This is a genomic window from Vibrio sp. 1CM7H, from assembly GCF_023161645.1.
GTDB lineage: Bacteria > Pseudomonadota > Gammaproteobacteria > Enterobacterales > Vibrionaceae > Vibrio > Vibrio diabolicus.
Map to the genome: position 1 here is coordinate 1 of NZ_JALNTV010000010.1, position 14,587 is coordinate 14,587.

General features: G+C 48.2%; 16 protein-coding genes. 8 read left to right on the forward strand and 8 right to left on the reverse strand.

The features are described from left to right. Positions 1–199 precede the first annotated feature (199 nt). A complete protein-coding gene (locus MSG33_RS21030; protein WP_005461433.1) occupies positions 200–748 on the forward strand; it encodes a gamma carbonic anhydrase family protein in 549 nt (182 codons plus the stop codon). 7 nt (positions 749–755) lie between these two features. Here the strand turns inward: MSG33_RS21030 and MSG33_RS21035 are convergent, their stop codons facing one another. From MSG33_RS21035 to MSG33_RS21050, 4 genes are all read right to left on the reverse strand, one after another. Next, positions 756–1,019, reverse strand: a complete 264-nt coding sequence (locus MSG33_RS21035) for a DUF1488 domain-containing protein (RefSeq protein ID WP_203346777.1) — start codon at positions 1,017–1,019, stop codon at positions 756–758. 3 nt (positions 1,020–1,022) lie between these two features. Further along, positions 1,023–1,856 carry a shikimate dehydrogenase gene (gene aroE, locus MSG33_RS21040; RefSeq protein ID WP_203346778.1) on the reverse strand — a complete coding sequence of 278 codons (834 nt, stop codon included), beginning with the start codon at positions 1,854–1,856 and terminating at the stop codon, positions 1,023–1,025. 101 nt (positions 1,857–1,957) lie between these two features. Next, the gene (gene hemF / locus MSG33_RS21045; RefSeq protein WP_065645011.1) at positions 1,958–2,875 is read right to left on the reverse strand and encodes an oxygen-dependent coproporphyrinogen oxidase; all 918 of its coding nucleotides are present in this window, start codon (positions 2,873–2,875) and stop codon (positions 1,958–1,960) included. Between the two features lie 47 nt (positions 2,876–2,922). Next, complete coding sequence (locus tag MSG33_RS21050; RefSeq protein WP_046874602.1) at positions 2,923–3,480, reverse strand: L-threonylcarbamoyladenylate synthase; 558 nt, start codon at positions 3,478–3,480, stop codon at positions 2,923–2,925. Positions 3,481–3,679: 199 nt separating this feature from the next. Between MSG33_RS21050 and purE the strand changes: the two genes are divergently transcribed. Together purE and MSG33_RS21060 are read left to right on the forward strand one after the other, a co-directional pair. After that, positions 3,680–4,165: a 5-(carboxyamino)imidazole ribonucleotide mutase gene (gene purE, locus MSG33_RS21055; RefSeq protein WP_005379082.1), complete on the forward strand. Its 486-nt coding sequence runs from the start codon at positions 3,680–3,682 to the stop codon at positions 4,163–4,165. 4 nt (positions 4,166–4,169) lie between these two features. Next, positions 4,170–5,297, forward strand: a complete 1,128-nt coding sequence (locus MSG33_RS21060; RefSeq protein ID WP_248382012.1) for a 5-(carboxyamino)imidazole ribonucleotide synthase — start codon at positions 4,170–4,172, stop codon at positions 5,295–5,297. A gap of 69 nt (positions 5,298–5,366) precedes the next feature. Here MSG33_RS21060 and MSG33_RS21065 read toward each other — a convergent pair whose 3' ends face one another. The 4 genes from MSG33_RS21065 to MSG33_RS21080 form a co-directional block, all read right to left on the reverse strand. Then, on the reverse strand, positions 5,367–5,936 hold the full coding sequence (locus MSG33_RS21065) for a topoisomerase DNA-binding C4 zinc finger domain-containing protein (protein ID WP_248382014.1): 570 nt from the start codon (positions 5,934–5,936) through the stop codon (positions 5,367–5,369). 78 nt (positions 5,937–6,014) lie between these two features. After that, positions 6,015–6,494 carry a DUF494 family protein gene (locus tag MSG33_RS21070; RefSeq protein ID WP_005379074.1) on the reverse strand — a complete coding sequence of 160 codons (480 nt, stop codon included), beginning with the start codon at positions 6,492–6,494 and terminating at the stop codon, positions 6,015–6,017. A 2-nt stretch (positions 6,495–6,496) separates the two neighbouring features. Further along, positions 6,497–7,606 (reverse strand): DNA-processing protein DprA, encoded by a 1,110-nt coding sequence (dprA, locus tag MSG33_RS21075; protein ID WP_248382016.1) that lies wholly within the window; start codon positions 7,604–7,606, stop codon positions 6,497–6,499. Further along, entirely contained in the window at positions 7,590–8,684 is a 1,095-nt protein-coding gene (locus tag MSG33_RS21080; protein WP_248382018.1) for a LysM peptidoglycan-binding domain-containing protein, read from the reverse strand. The genes dprA and MSG33_RS21080 overlap by 17 nt, the downstream gene beginning before the upstream one ends. 138 nt (positions 8,685–8,822) lie before the next feature. On the opposite strand from MSG33_RS21080, the gene def reads away from it, so the two are divergent. The 5 genes from def to MSG33_RS21105 all read left to right on the forward strand — a co-directional run bounded on the left by def (position 8,823) and on the right by MSG33_RS21105 (position 14,582). Further along, the gene (gene def / locus MSG33_RS21085) at positions 8,823–9,341 is read left to right on the forward strand and encodes a peptide deformylase (protein ID WP_005379068.1); all 519 of its coding nucleotides are present in this window, start codon (positions 8,823–8,825) and stop codon (positions 9,339–9,341) included. A 33-nt stretch (positions 9,342–9,374) separates the two neighbouring features. After that, on the forward strand, positions 9,375–10,322 hold the full coding sequence (gene fmt / locus MSG33_RS21090; RefSeq protein WP_005461453.1) for a methionyl-tRNA formyltransferase: 948 nt from the start codon (positions 9,375–9,377) through the stop codon (positions 10,320–10,322). Positions 10,323–10,402: 80 nt separating this feature from the next. Then, positions 10,403–11,686, forward strand: a complete 1,284-nt coding sequence (gene rsmB / locus MSG33_RS21095) for a 16S rRNA (cytosine(967)-C(5))-methyltransferase RsmB (protein ID WP_005394040.1) — start codon at positions 10,403–10,405, stop codon at positions 11,684–11,686. Positions 11,687–11,750: 64 nt separating this feature from the next. After that, a complete protein-coding gene (trkA, locus tag MSG33_RS21100) occupies positions 11,751–13,127 on the forward strand; it encodes a Trk system potassium transporter TrkA (protein ID WP_005394041.1) in 1,377 nt (458 codons plus the stop codon). Between the two features lie 9 nt (positions 13,128–13,136). Next, the gene (locus MSG33_RS21105; protein ID WP_248382019.1) at positions 13,137–14,582 is read left to right on the forward strand and encodes a TrkH family potassium uptake protein; all 1,446 of its coding nucleotides are present in this window, start codon (positions 13,137–13,139) and stop codon (positions 14,580–14,582) included. Positions 14,583–14,587: the final 5 nt, after the last annotated feature.

A 14,587-nucleotide genomic window follows, 5' to 3' on the forward strand; every position in this document is an offset into this window, starting at 1 on the left:
GCTAACCTCGACTTCGTTTCTTTCGAAGCGATGCCGTGTCAGCGAGGTGGCATTATAGAGATTGCGATCACATTGGCAAGCCCTTTTTCACGTTTTTTTTGATTTTTTTATCGTTTGGGTGTTTTTTATTCTAAAAGGCGAGTTTTCACTACTATTCTACCTCCATATCCCCAGTAATCGCCCCTAATAAGGAGAAAAGATGAGCTCAATTAGAAGCTACAAAGGTATAAAGCCCCAACTTGGTGAGCGTGTTTACGTTGACTCAACCTCAGTGTTAGTCGGAGATATCCGTATTGGGGACGATTCTAGCATTTGGCCATTAGTAGCGGCACGAGGCGATGTGAACCACATTCACATTGGTGATCGAACTAATATTCAAGATGGCAGTGTTTTGCATGTCACCCATAAGAACTCTGAAAACCCAAACGGCTATCCACTTATTATTGGCAATGACGTTACGATTGGCCACAAAGTGATGCTGCACGGTTGTGAGATACACGATCGTGTATTGGTTGGTATGGGGGCGATTGTTTTAGATGCTGTCGTTATTGAATCAGAGGTGATGATTGGAGCGGGCAGTTTAGTACCGCCAGGAAAGAGATTAGAAAGCGGTTATCTTTATGTCGGTAGTCCAGTAAAACAAGCTCGCCCTCTATCAGAGACAGAACGAGCTTTTTTGCAAAAGTCTGCCAATAACTATGTTCAAAACAAAAACGACTACTTACATGAAGTAGAAGACTTGAACTAAAGGTCTGTTAGCCGATGATAATATGGCCTTCTTCGTTGAAGGCTTCATCTTGTATTAACTCTTCTGCTATTTCTTCCAGATCAAATCGGTAGTCAATAAAAGCAGAGAGCACGGCCTGCTCCGCATCTAACTCTGAGCCAGATAACTTTTCTAACTTTTGTTTCGTCACAAAGCATTCTATTAACGCACCAGATTGTTGCGCCGCAAAGTTTACTGATTGTGATACTTCATCCCATGATTGCATGTCTGGGAATAAGATGGATTGATTCATCGCTTATTGACCTTCAAGGTTCTTTCTTAATTCACGCAAAATCTGTTTGGCTCCTGGACGAAGACCGCGCCATAACATAAAACTCTCAGCAGCTTGGCCAACTAACATACCTAAACCATCATAAGCATGTGCGGCACCATGTTGCTTAGCCCATTGGTTAAATGTGGTATCACCTTTGCCATACATCATGTCGTAGCTTGTACTATTGGCGGCGAACACCGAGGAAGAGATCGCAGGTAACTCACCACTCAATGATGCAGACGTAGAGTTGATTATGACGTCGTACTCTTCAGCAATGGTATTCATCTCTTTTGCTGTAACAAGGCCATACGCAGAAAACAATTCTGCCAATTCTTCGGCTTTGAAAAATGTACGATTAGTTATCGTTAGAGATGTTGGTTTTTGATCGAGCAATGGTTTAATCACTCCTCGAGCGGCACCACCAGCTCCTATGATCAGGATACGTGCACCTTCTAAAACGACTTGATGTTGCAACAAGTCTTGCACTAAGCCTGCACCATCAGTGTTATCACCAATGATTTCACCATCATCAAGCTTCTTAAGTGTATTCACTGCTCCAGCAAGCTGAGCACGCTCGGTCAAACGGCTGGCAAATTGATAGGCATCTTCTTTAAAAGGCAAGGTCACGTTACAGCCTTTGCCGCCGTCAGCAAAAAATGCTTTCGCCGCCTCGATAAATCCACCCACAGGCGCACATTCTGCGGTGTATGTTAGGGACTGATTCGTTTGACGAGCAAAGAGTGTATGGATAAATGGCGACTTGCTGTGCCCGATAGGGTTACCAAACACGGCGTAACGATCGATTTGCAGGGTCATTTCCTTACCTTTATTCCTTACTTAGATATAGAGAAAACAGGGCCATCTGATTACAGGTGACCCTATCACTATCTATCTATATAGAAAAGGAGATTCCGTGCTTACCATTCGCGTGGTTTCAGGTATCGATCGTAAAGTTCGGCTTCAGGCGTTCCTGCTTCTGGTTCGTAGCGGTACTCCCATCGCGCTAACGGCGGCATCGACATCAGAATCGACTCGGTACGCCCACCACTTTGTAAACCGAATAAAGTGCCACGGTCGTACACTAAGTTGAACTCAACATAACGACCACGACGGTAAAGTTGGAATTCACGCTCGCGCTCGCCATATTCGATGTCTTTACGACGAGACACGATCGGCAAGTAAGCTTGGCAATAGCCTTCACCCACCGCTTTGATGTAATCGAAACACTTATCAAACTCCCAGTGGTTCAAATCATCAAAGAACAAACCACCGACACCACGAGTTTCGTTTCGATGTGGCAAGAAGAAGTACTTATCACACCACGCTTTGTGTTCTGCATATACTTCTTCACCAAATGGGGCACAGATTGCCTTAGCTGTATCGTGCCATGACTGACAATCTTCTTCGAAAGGATAGAAAGGAGTCAGGTCGAAACCACCACCAAACCACCAAATTGGTTCTTCGCCCTCTTTCTCAGCGATAAAGAAACGCACATTAGCATGAGAAGTTGGGACGTAAGGGTTTTTGGGATGGATAACCAAAGAGACCCCCATCGCTTCAAAACGGCGACCCGCTAGCTCCGGACGATGTGCCGTCGCAGATGCTGGCATTTCTTTCCCTTCTACATGCGAGAAGTTCACCCCACCTTGCTCGAAAACAAGGCCATCACGCATAACACGTGAGCGCCCACCGCCACCAAGACGTTCGCCCGGTTCACGATGCCATGCATCCTCGACAAAGACGGCCTCTCCATCTTCTTGTTCTAACTGCTGACAAATGGAGTCCTGAAGTGACATCAGGAACTGCTTTACGGCGTGCTTATCGATTGCTGACATACGTTATTACCTATTACGTGATACCGGTTGATGACTGGCAAGCAGGGTTAGCCCTGTCTTAATATTTGTGAAGTCTTGGCGTCACGAATCTCGCTGGGTTTATCACGACCGCTGGTTTCACCACGAAGAATGGCCACCAGCTTGTCACCCAATTGCTCTTCGACTTCTTCCGTGGTCATACACGGTGGCAAGCCGGAAAGATTCGCGCTGGTAGAGGTTAACGGCTTTCCGAATGCATTACACATCTTTTGAACCAAAGGATGATCAGTCACACGAACTGCAATTGAATCAAACTGCCCTGAAACCCAGTTGGAGACTTTATCGCTCGCAGGCATGATCCAAGTGTATGGACCTGGCCAAGTTGCATGAACGGTCGCTAATTGTTCTCGAGTCAGTTGAGATTCATCAATATACGGCAAGAGCTGCTCATAACTTGCAGCGATCAGAATCAGCCCTTTTTCCACCGGGCGCTGCTTGAGCTCCAGCAGTTTTTGAATTGCTTCTGGGTTATCTGGATCGCATCCGACACCAAAAACCCCTTCTGTTGGGTAGGCAATCACTTCGCCTTGTTGTAGTGCGTTGAGCACTTGTTCAAAGTTATCCACCGATTACTTCCTGATTGTCTGACTGTATTATTTTCACTAAGTGTACAAATATTCATTCTCAGACACTAAAGCAATTTTTTTATAAAATGTATCAATAGCGTCAGCAACAAGACGCAAACGTTTGCTTGAGATAAAAATCCCCGTATAATGCGCACAAATTTATCAGCTCACCTAATTTTGCAGCTTGAAGGAGTTTGAGATGAAAGTCGGTATCATCATGGGTTCTAAATCCGATTGGCCAACCATGAAACTAGCAGCGGACATGCTAGACCAATTTGGCGTACCTTACGAAACAAAAGTCGTGTCAGCACACCGAACTCCTCAATTACTGGCGGACTACGCCAGTGGCGCAAAAGAACGCGGCATCAAAGTTATCATCGCAGGCGCAGGTGGTGCAGCCCACCTACCAGGTATGGCTGCTGCGTTTACTAGTTTGCCAGTGCTTGGTGTTCCCGTTCAGTCTCGTGCACTGAAAGGTATGGATTCACTGCTCTCTATTGTACAGATGCCAAAGGGAATTGCGGTTGGTACATTAGCGATTGGCGAAGCGGGCGCAGCAAACGCCGGTATCCTAGCAGCGCAAATCCTAGGCACTCATGATGAAAACATCATGGCGAAGGTAGAAGCGTTCCGCAATGAACAGACGGAAACCGTACTGGCTAACCCAAATCCAGCTGAGGATTAATCAGATGCATGTACTGGTTCTCGGATCAGGTCAGTTGGCTCGCATGATGTCTCTGGCTGGTGCACCACTGAACATCCAAATCTCGGCTTACGATGTCGGCAGCGGTAACGTTGTCCATCCTCTTACCCAACAGGTGCTTGGTCATGGTTTGGAAAATGCCATTGAACAAGTGGATGCGATCACCGCAGAATTCGAACATATTCCTCACGATGTACTCGACATCTGTGAATCAAGTGGCAAGCTCCTCCCTAGTACCGCAGCCATCAAAGCAGGCGGTGACCGCCGTGTTGAAAAAGCGCTACTCGATAATGCTGGCGTGCGTAATGCCAAGTACTACGTGATTGAGACACGTGAAGATTTTGAACGCGCAATTGAACATGTTGGCATGCCTATGGTGCTGAAAAGTGCATTGGGTGGTTACGATGGTAAAGGCCAATGGCGCTTGAAAGAAACGGCTCAGATCGAGACGATCTGGGCAGAAATGACGGAGTGCATTGCAGCAACACCAACTCAAGCGATTGTGGCTGAAGAGTTTGTGCCATTTAACCGTGAAGTATCGTTAGTCGGTGCGCGTGGCAAAGACGGCAGTGTTGAAGTTTACCCTCTAGCAGAAAACGTTCATACCAATGGCGTATTGAGCTTATCCACCGCGATTGATGCGCCAGAACTGCAAGCCCAAGCCAAGCAGATGTTCACGGCCGTCGCAGATAACCTGGATTACGTTGGCGTATTAGCGCTCGAGTTCTTTGATGTCGATGGCACACTATTAGTGAATGAGATTGCCCCACGCGTACACAACTCCGGTCACTGGACACAGCAAGGTGCGGAAACTTGTCAGTTTGAGAACCATCTGCGCGCCGTGTGCGGCTTGCCGTTAGGCAGCACCAAACTGATTCGCGAAACCTCAATGGTGAATGTTCTTGGTGAAGATACGTTACCAGAAGCATTGCTAGCGATGGATGGTTGTCACATTCATTGGTACGGCAAAGAGAAACGTGAAGGACGCAAAATGGGTCACATCAACGTATGCGGCGACTACCCAGGAGAATTGCACCGTAGGTTGTGCGCTCTCGCGGAGGTCTTAGATCCAATGACATTTCCAGCCGTGCACGAGTTTGCGAAACAAGCATAACGCTAAAATCTAGCCCCAAAAACCACAAAGGGTCGCACGATGCGACCCTTTTTAATTCTTTTGATGTATTTACCCTTGTTGAGTGTGCTGGCACTTACGGTTGGCACATTGCAATTTCACACCACTGGCGAGTTTCTTCTCCACCAACAACGTAAAACCACATTCTTCGCACCTCCCCTTTACCGGAGGGAGATTCACTGTAAATTTGCATTTAGGGTAGTTATCACATGCGTAGAAAGTTTTACCAAAGCGCGTTTTACGCTCAACTAAATGACCTTTACCACATTCAGGACACGCGTGTTGCTCTTGCGGCTGCTTTTCTGGCTCAGGTTGATTAATCGACTCAATATGATGGCACGCCGGATAGTTACTGCAACCAACAAACATGCCATAACGCCCTTGGCGTAATACCAACTCGTTACCACAATCTGGACAAGGAACGCCAAGCTCTTTGACGATGTGTCCATCATTGTTGTGCAGGGCTTTGATGTAATCACAGCTTGGGTAGTGGCTACAGCCAAGAAAGGGGCCGTGTTTGCCATGTTTGAGGGTCAACTCGCTGCCACATTTAGGACACGGCTCGTGTTCCAATGCGTGTTCATGGGCAGAGAAAAGGGTGTTGTCGATTTTACTACTCATACTTACCGTTTCGTGAAAAACACACCAAAAGACAAGCTCGCGTTCTTGCTAGCTAAACTCGAACTTGCCTAGATTGGGTTAGTGAAGAATCCCTTGTTCCTTGGTGTACAACAGCTCTTCCATTAGCGTGTAAGCGTTTTCGTTGCCAGGCACATTAAACAACACCATCAAAATGATCCATTTGAGGTCTTCAAGCTCAAACTCGCTCGTTTCTAGACCCATCACTCGGTCAATCACCATTTCGCGAGTTTCTGTGGTTAACACATTGATTTGCTCAAGAAACAATAAAAACCCTCGGCATTCCAAATCTAAACGCTGCATCTCTTTCGCTGTGTAGATACGAGTTGATGACGAAGCCATGCAAGTCGAGATTGCAGAAGAGGTGTCACTTTGCTGCAATGCGGCAAGCTCTTCTAACCAGACAAGGGCTTTGTAGATATCTTTTTGTTGGAAGCCTGCACGGAGCAGCTCTTCTTCCAACTCGTCTTGTTCGACCTGTAACTCTGCATCGCTATGGATGTAGGTTTCGAATAGATACATCAGTATATCCATCATCATAGCTAGCCCCTCCCCTTTCGAATATAGCCACCTGAAACCGCAACGACATACCCAGAGAGTTCTAACTCTAAGAGCTGCATCATGACTTCCTGGACAGGTATATTGGTCCTGTTTGCAAGAATATCAACCGGTGTAGCTTCACTTCCTACGTTAGCTAACAGCTGAGGAAATGGCAATTCTTCTTCATAATTTAACGTAGAAAATAAATCGGTACTCTGATTAATAGACCAATCAAGCAAAGACTGTATTTCATCTAAGACATCTTTCGTCTTTTCTACGAGGCAAGCACCATGACGTATCAACTGGTTGCCACCGCTGGCATTAGGGGCATTTATCGAGGCTGGCAGCGCAAAGACTTCTCGACCTTGCTCAAGCGCGTAACGAGCAGTAATTAACGAGCCACTCCTTTCCGCCGCTTCCACAACTAACACACCTAGCGATAATCCGCTAATAATGCGGTTTCGACGCGGGAAGTTTTCCGGGCGCGGCTTGGCGTTGGGGCGAAACTCGGACACCAAAGCTCCATGTTCAATGACACGTTGCGCTAAACCACGATGACGTGCCGGATAAATATTTGCTAAGCCAGATCCCAGCACCGCAATCGTCTTACCTTTGGCTTGCAACGCACCATCATGCGCATGACCGTCAATGCCTAAAGCTAGACCACTAGTGACAATAAAATCGTGCTGAACAAATTCTGCGGCAAATTGGCGTGCATGCTGTAAGCCATCAATACTCGCATTTCGGCTGCCAACCATCGCGATTTGTGGCTGCGAAAGACAAGTAGAATTTCCTTGCACAAAAAGCAGAGGTGGCGGCGCAACGATTTGTTTGAGTTGAGGTGGATAACGCGGGTCAGTCAGTGTCAGGATATGATGATTTGTAGAAGCCTCAAGCCAGCTTAAACAGGCATCGACTTCTTTATCTGTTGAAGCCCAAACTTGAATTTGCTTAGTTGTTAACCCAATTTGTTGTAGCTGTTCGGGAGAGAAGTTTACGATGTTACGCGGCGTGTCTCTTGCAAGTAGCTTATTCATTTTTACCCCGCCAATGCCTGGTAAACAACTCAGCTTTAACCAGGCAGCGAGATCATCGTTATTTCGTCGATTCATCGATGGTTAATTCGTCCGCCAACGGTGACACCACCGAAACATCTTGGTTAATGGGTTTCGTACTGTTAGTGATCAGTGCCAAGCTAAAGTACTGATACGGACGAATCACAAGCAATTCGCCAACTTTACTCTGTGGCAGAGTAATTTTCTTATCAAGCACGCCAAACTCTTTCTTGAACTCATCGCCGTCTTTGTAAACTGGGTGCGCGTCTTCTTTTAAATCAAACACACTGCCTTGCTTCAGATTGTCTGACGTGCCTTTATCAATCACCACGACTTGGTTAGTTGAACTAAAGCGAATACCTTCGATATTGCCCAGCAACTTTGCAGAGCTGTCTCGTGGCGACGGCAGCGGGTAGAACGTTGTTGTGAAGTCAGTGTTCTCGACTGATTGATTTGGCAACGCGATATCGTTACGCAGGATTTCTTGCAATTGAGACGTGATCTTCAAACCAGAATAATCGCTCGAAGCTTCAACGAGCTCACCTTTGGCAATCAAACGCAGCGCGGTGATCTCTTTAGACACATCGTCACGCGAGAACGTTTCTACTGGTCGGTAAATAGCCCAGCCTGTCGCGGTCTGCTTGCCATCGATGTACAGCACATCTTCTGCTGTCAGATACTTACTGCCTTTGCTGCTACCCATCACTTTTGCTGCACTGTTCAACGCATCTTGATCCAGCAATCGATCCGATTTGAGGTACGGCATCACCAAACCTTCAGCAACGGTTGGCACCGCTTTCTTTTCTGTGATGCGTGCTTTCGGGCTCAGCTTCTTTACCGGTTTTAGGCTCAATACGGGCTGACCGTTAATCCACACCAAAGACAGCTTGTCTCCGGGATAAATTAAATGAGGGTTGTCGATTTCCGGGTTTACTTGCCATAAACGAGGCCACAACCACGGGCTATCCAAGTACATGGCCGAAATATCCCATAGCGTATCGCCCTTCACGACTACATATGTTTGTGGCGCATCATCTTTAACAGTCAGTGGTTTCGCATCCACATTTGCTACAGCGTTGAAAGAGAAAAGTAACGGCAACGTAACACTGGCAACGTTGCGGAAAATTCGATTCATGACCCTCGTCCTTGGTCTATTAAGCAGGAACCAGAATGGAAATTGGTGCAAGGATGCTGTCATTTAGGCTATAAAATGTCTAGAATTGAGCCAACAAGGTTTGTGCTGTTTCGGCACAGTTCAATATTTCGAGTGAATATGTCTGTATTACAAGTATTAACATTCCCGGATGATCGCCTGCGCACAGTCGCAAAGCCTGTTGAAGCGGTGACGCCTGAGATTCAAAAAATCGTCGATGACATGATTGAAACCATGTACGACGAAGAAGGTATTGGCCTTGCTGCAACGCAGGTTGATATCCACAAACGTATCGTAGTGATTGATATTTCAGAAACTCGCGATGAGCCGATGGTGCTAATCAACCCTGAGATTCTGGAAAAGCGTGGCGAAGATGGCATCGAAGAAGGCTGTCTGTCGGTACCAGGTGCACGCGCACTTGTGCCTCGCGCTGCAGAAGTTACCGTTAAAGCACTGGATCGTGATGGCAAAGAGTTCACCTTTGAAGCCGACGACCTGCTAGCGATTTGTGTTCAACACGAGCTTGATCACCTACAAGGTAAGCTGTTCGTGGATTACCTATCGCCACTGAAACGCAAACGCATTCAGGACAAGCTAGCAAAAATCAAACGCTTTAACGAGAAGCAGCAAAACGCTTAATCTCGAACCATACCAATTAGAAGGAAGTCTACCTTGAGTCAGTCTTTACGAATTGTCTTTGCAGGTACTCCGGATTTCGCCGCCCGTCACTTGGCGGCGTTGTTGTCTTCGGAGCATGAAGTAATCGCGGTTTACACAAACCCAGATCGTCCAGCGGGTCGTGGCAAGAAATTGGCTGCGCCACCGGTAAAACAACTGGCGCTGGAACACAACATCCCGGTTTACCAACCTGAAAGCTTTAAGTCCGACGAAGCGAAACAAGAACTTGCCGATCTGAACGCCGATCTCATGGTTGTCGTGGCATACGGTATGCTACTGCCACAAGCGGTTCTTGATACCCCTAAGCTGGGTTGTATCAACGTACATGGTTCTATCCTACCTCGTTGGCGTGGTGCGGCTCCAATCCAACGCTCTATTTGGGCGGGCGATGCAGAAACTGGCGTGACCATCATGCAGATGGACATCGGTCTCGACACTGGTGATATGCTGAAGATTGCAACGCTGCCAATCGAAGCGACAGATACCAGCGCTTCAATGTACGAAAAATTGGCGGAGCTTGGCCCAGAAGCCCTGATTGACTGCCTAGCAGACATTGCTGCGGGTAAAGCAGTGCCAGTGAAGCAAGACGATGAGCTAGCGAACTATGCGAAAAAACTCAGCAAAGAAGAAGCACGCATCAACTGGAACGACGATGCGGCGCACATTGAGCGCTGCGTTCGTGCATTTAACCCATGGCCAATGAGCCACTTTGAGGCAGCAGAAAACAGCATCAAAGTATGGCAAAGCCGTGTGGCAGAGCAAACCAGTGACAAGCCAGCCGGCACCATCGTGCAAGCAGATAAAACCGGTATTTATGTTGCGACAGGTAACGGCGTACTGGTGCTAGAGCAACTGCAAGTTCCTGGCAAAAAAGCCATGTCAGTTCAGGATATTCTAAACTCACGTGCAGCTTGGTTTGAAGTCGGCACTCTGCTGGTTTAAGCCATACTAGGGGTTATTATCCCCAATAATACGAACTTTTAGAGGGCAGAGATGCCCTCCTTTACTTTAAGGTACTCATCATGAATGTTCGCGCTGCGGCTGCTAACGTCCTGTATCTTGTCGTCGACAAGGGCCACTCACTTTCAAGCGCTCTTCCAGCGGCTCAACAAACGGTACGACCTCGTGACCACGCTCTGCTACAAGAGATCTGTTACGGTGCGCTACGTTACCTACCTCGCCTAGAAATGATCGCAAACCAGTTGATGGATAAGCCGCTCAAAGGCAAACAACGTGTATTCCATCACCTAATTCTGGTTGGCATTTACCAACTGAGCTTCATGCGTATTCCTGCGCACGCAGCAGTCGGTGAAACGGTTGAAGGCACTAAAGAGCTGAAAGGTCCTCGTCTGCGTGGTTTGATTAACGCTGTATTGCGTAACTACCAACGCAACCAAGAAGAACTCGACCAAATGGCCGTCAGCAACAACGCTGGCAAATACGGTCACCCAAGCTGGTTACTAAAACTGCTGCAAGAGGCCTACCCACAGCAATGGGAAAGCATTGTTGAAGCGAACAACCAAAAAGCGCCAATGTGGCTGCGTGTGAACCATCAACACCACACTCGTGATGAATACCTTGCGCTACTCAAAAATGAAAACATTGATAGCACGCCACACACAGAAGCAATGGACGCCATAAAATTGGCCGCACCATGTGATGTGATGAAGCTACCTGGTTTTGATAAAGGTTGGGTTTCGGTGCAAGATGCGGCGGCGCAGCTTTCGATCAACTACCTAAAACCACAAGACGGCGAACTGATTTTAGATTGCTGTGCTGCGCCAGGTGGCAAGACTGCGCACATTCTAGAGCGCACGTCGGGCAGTGAAGTGGTCGCGATTGACTGCGACGACACACGCCTGAAACGTGTGCATGAAAACCTGAAGCGTCTCAACCTTCAGGCAAAAGTGGTTTGCGGTGATGCGCGTAATCCACAAGAATGGTGGCAAGGTGAGCAATTTGATCGCATTTTGCTGGATGCCCCATGTTCTGCGACTGGCGTGATTCGTCGTCACCCAGACATCAAATGGCTACGTCGTGCAGACGACATCGCCGCATTAGCAGAGCTACAAAGTGAAATTTTTGATGCCATGTGGACGCAACTGAAACCCGGCGGCACAATGGTTTACGCGACTTGTTCAATCACACCGCAAGAAAACGTGGAGCAAGTAAAAGCGTTTTTAGCACGTACCGCGGATGCGCAACTGCTGGATTCTGATCCCGACCAGCCTGGTCGTCAAATTCTACCAGGCGAAGAAGATATGGATGGTTTCTACTACGCAGTGCTAACTAAAACACACGCGTAACAGCATGCTAAATAGGGCGATTGGAGTGATTTCAATCGCCTTTTTCAGATAACGAGAAAAGAGTATGAAGATCATTATTCTTGGTGCAGGTCAGGTTGGCGGCACACTGGCAGAAAACCTAGTGGGTGAAAACAACGACATCACCATCGTCGACAACAATGCCGACCGACTGCGTGAATTGCAGGACAAATACGACCTGCGTGTGGTCAATGGCCATGCGAGCCACCCCGACGTGCTGCACGAAGCTGGTGCGCAAGACGCCGATATGCTCGTCGCGGTGACCAACACTGATGAAACCAACATGGCCGCCTGTCAGGTCGCGTTCACTCTATTCAACACCCCAAACCGCGTTGCGCGTATTCGCTCTCCAGAATACTTGGCAGAAAAAGAAGCCCTGTTTAAATCTGGCGCTATTCCTGTTGATCACCTTATCGCACCAGAAGAACTCGTTACGAGCTACATCGAACGTCTGATCCAATACCCAGGCGCACTGCAAGTGGTAAGCTTCGCTGAACAGAAAGTCAGCCTAGTCGCAGTAAAAGCCTACTATGGTGGCCCGCTGGTGGGTAACGCGCTGTCTGCTTTGCGTGAGCACATGCCACACATCGATACCCGTGTGGCGGCGATTTTCCGTCAAGGTCGCCCGATTCGCCCGCAAGGCACTACCATCATTGAAGCCGACGATGAAGTGTTCTTCGTTGCCGCAAGTAATCATATTCGCTCAGTGATGAGTGAACTTCAGCGCCTAGAAAAACCGTACCGCCGCATCATGATTGTTGGCGGGGGTAACATTGGTGCCAGTCTCGCAAAGCGCTTAGAACAAAACTACAGCGTGAAGCTGATTGAACGTAACTACCAACGTGCAGAAAAACTGTCAGAAGAGCTAGAAAACACCATCGTGTTCTGCGGCGACGCGGCAGACCAAGAGCTTCTCTCGGAAGAGAACATCGACCAAGTCGACGTCTTCATCGCGCTGACCAACGAAGATGAAACCAACATCATGTCTGCGATGTTGGCAAAACGCATGGGCGCGAAAAAAGTAATGGTGCTGATCCAACGTGGCGCTTATGTAGATCTGGTACAAGGCGGCGTAATTGATGTGGCGATCTCACCACAACAAGCGACCATTTCCGCCTTGCTGACGCACGTTCGTCGCGCTGATATCGTGAACGTATCCTCACTTCGCCGCGGCGCTGCGGAAGCAATTGAAGCCGTCGCTCACGGTGATGAAAGTACATCCAAAGTTGTTGGACGTGCGATTGGAGATATTAAGCTCCCACCTGGGACCACCATTGGTGCTATCGTTCGTGGCGAAGAAGTCCTTATTGCCCACGACCGTACGGTCATCGAGCAGGATGACCATGTGGTGATGTTCCTGGTCAACAAAAAATACGTATCAGACGTCGAAGCGCTATTCCAGCCGAGTCCATTCTTCCTCTAGGATTTTCCTATGGTCAACTTACGTCCCGTACTATTTGTTATCGGGCTGGTTTTATCCAAACTGGCCCTGTTTATGTACGTGCCGACTTTGGTCGCTTTCTTTACCGGTACGGGGGGATTCCTCGATTTCGCCCAAGCCGTTGTGATCACGCACCTTGCCGCCTTCATTTGCCTCACGATCGGTCGAACCGCCAAGTTCAAACTCAGCGTACGCGATATGTTCCTCATCACCAGTTTGGTTTGGACCATCGCCAGTGCGTTTGCCGCCTTGCCATTTGTGTTTATCAACCACATCAGCTTCACCGACGCCTACTTCGAAACGATGTCGGGTATCACCACGACGGGCTCAACGGTGCTCAGTGGCCTAGACAACATGGCGCCGAGCATCTTGCTGTGGCGCTCTATTTTGCAGTGGCTTGGGGGGATTGGTTTTATCGTAATGGCGGTGGCGGTGCTACCTATGCTCAATGTCGGTGGTATGAAGCTATTCCAAACCGAATCATCAGATTGGTCGGATAAAAGTAGCCCGAGAGCAAAAACGGTCGCCAAAAACATCGTAGCGGTTTATTTGATGCTTACTGGCTCATGCATTGTGGGCTACTTGGTCACAGGCATGAACTTGTTTGAAGCGATCAACCATGCCTTTACTACGCTATCAACGGGCGGATACTCTACATCCGACGGGTCGATGAACCACTTCTCTAATGGCGCACACTGGGTGGCCACTACCTTTATGTTCTTAGGTGGCTTGCCATTTTTGCTCTTCATCGCCGCGTTACGTAAACGCCGTATTGATGTGTTAGTTAACGACGCTCAAGTTCGAGGATTCGCGTACCTGTTCGTGTTCTCAAGCTTAGTGATTTCAGCCTGGTTAGTGATTCGAGACGGATACACCATTTTGGATGCGCTACGAGTGTCGATGTTTAATATCGTCTCTGTCGTCACCACAACCGGCTTTGGCTTAGAGGACTTCACCGCGTGGGGCGCATTACCCACAACTCTTTTTGCCTTCTTAATGATGGCGGGGGCATGCTCAGGATCAACGTCTGGCGGGATCAAAATCTTCCGTTTCCAAATCGCAATGACACTGCTGAACAAACAGATGATGAAATTGATTCACCCTTCAGGTGTGTTTGTACAGCGCTACAACCAACGCCCAGTGAATGATGACATTGTTCGCTCGGTGGTCGCGTTTGGCTTGATGTTCTTTATCACCATCATCTTTATCGCGGGTTGCTTGAGTGCGCTGGGTTTAGACCCCATCACGAGCATCTCTGGTGCCATCACTGCGGTAGCCAACGTCGGCCCAGGTATGGGAAGCGTGATTGGACCGACGGGTAACTTCGCGCCTCTGCCAGATACCGCCAAGTGGCTCCTGAGCTTTGGCATGTTGATGGGCCGGTTGGAAATTCTGACTATTCTTGTACTGTTCTTCCCTGCGTTTTGGCGCCGTTAAGCAGA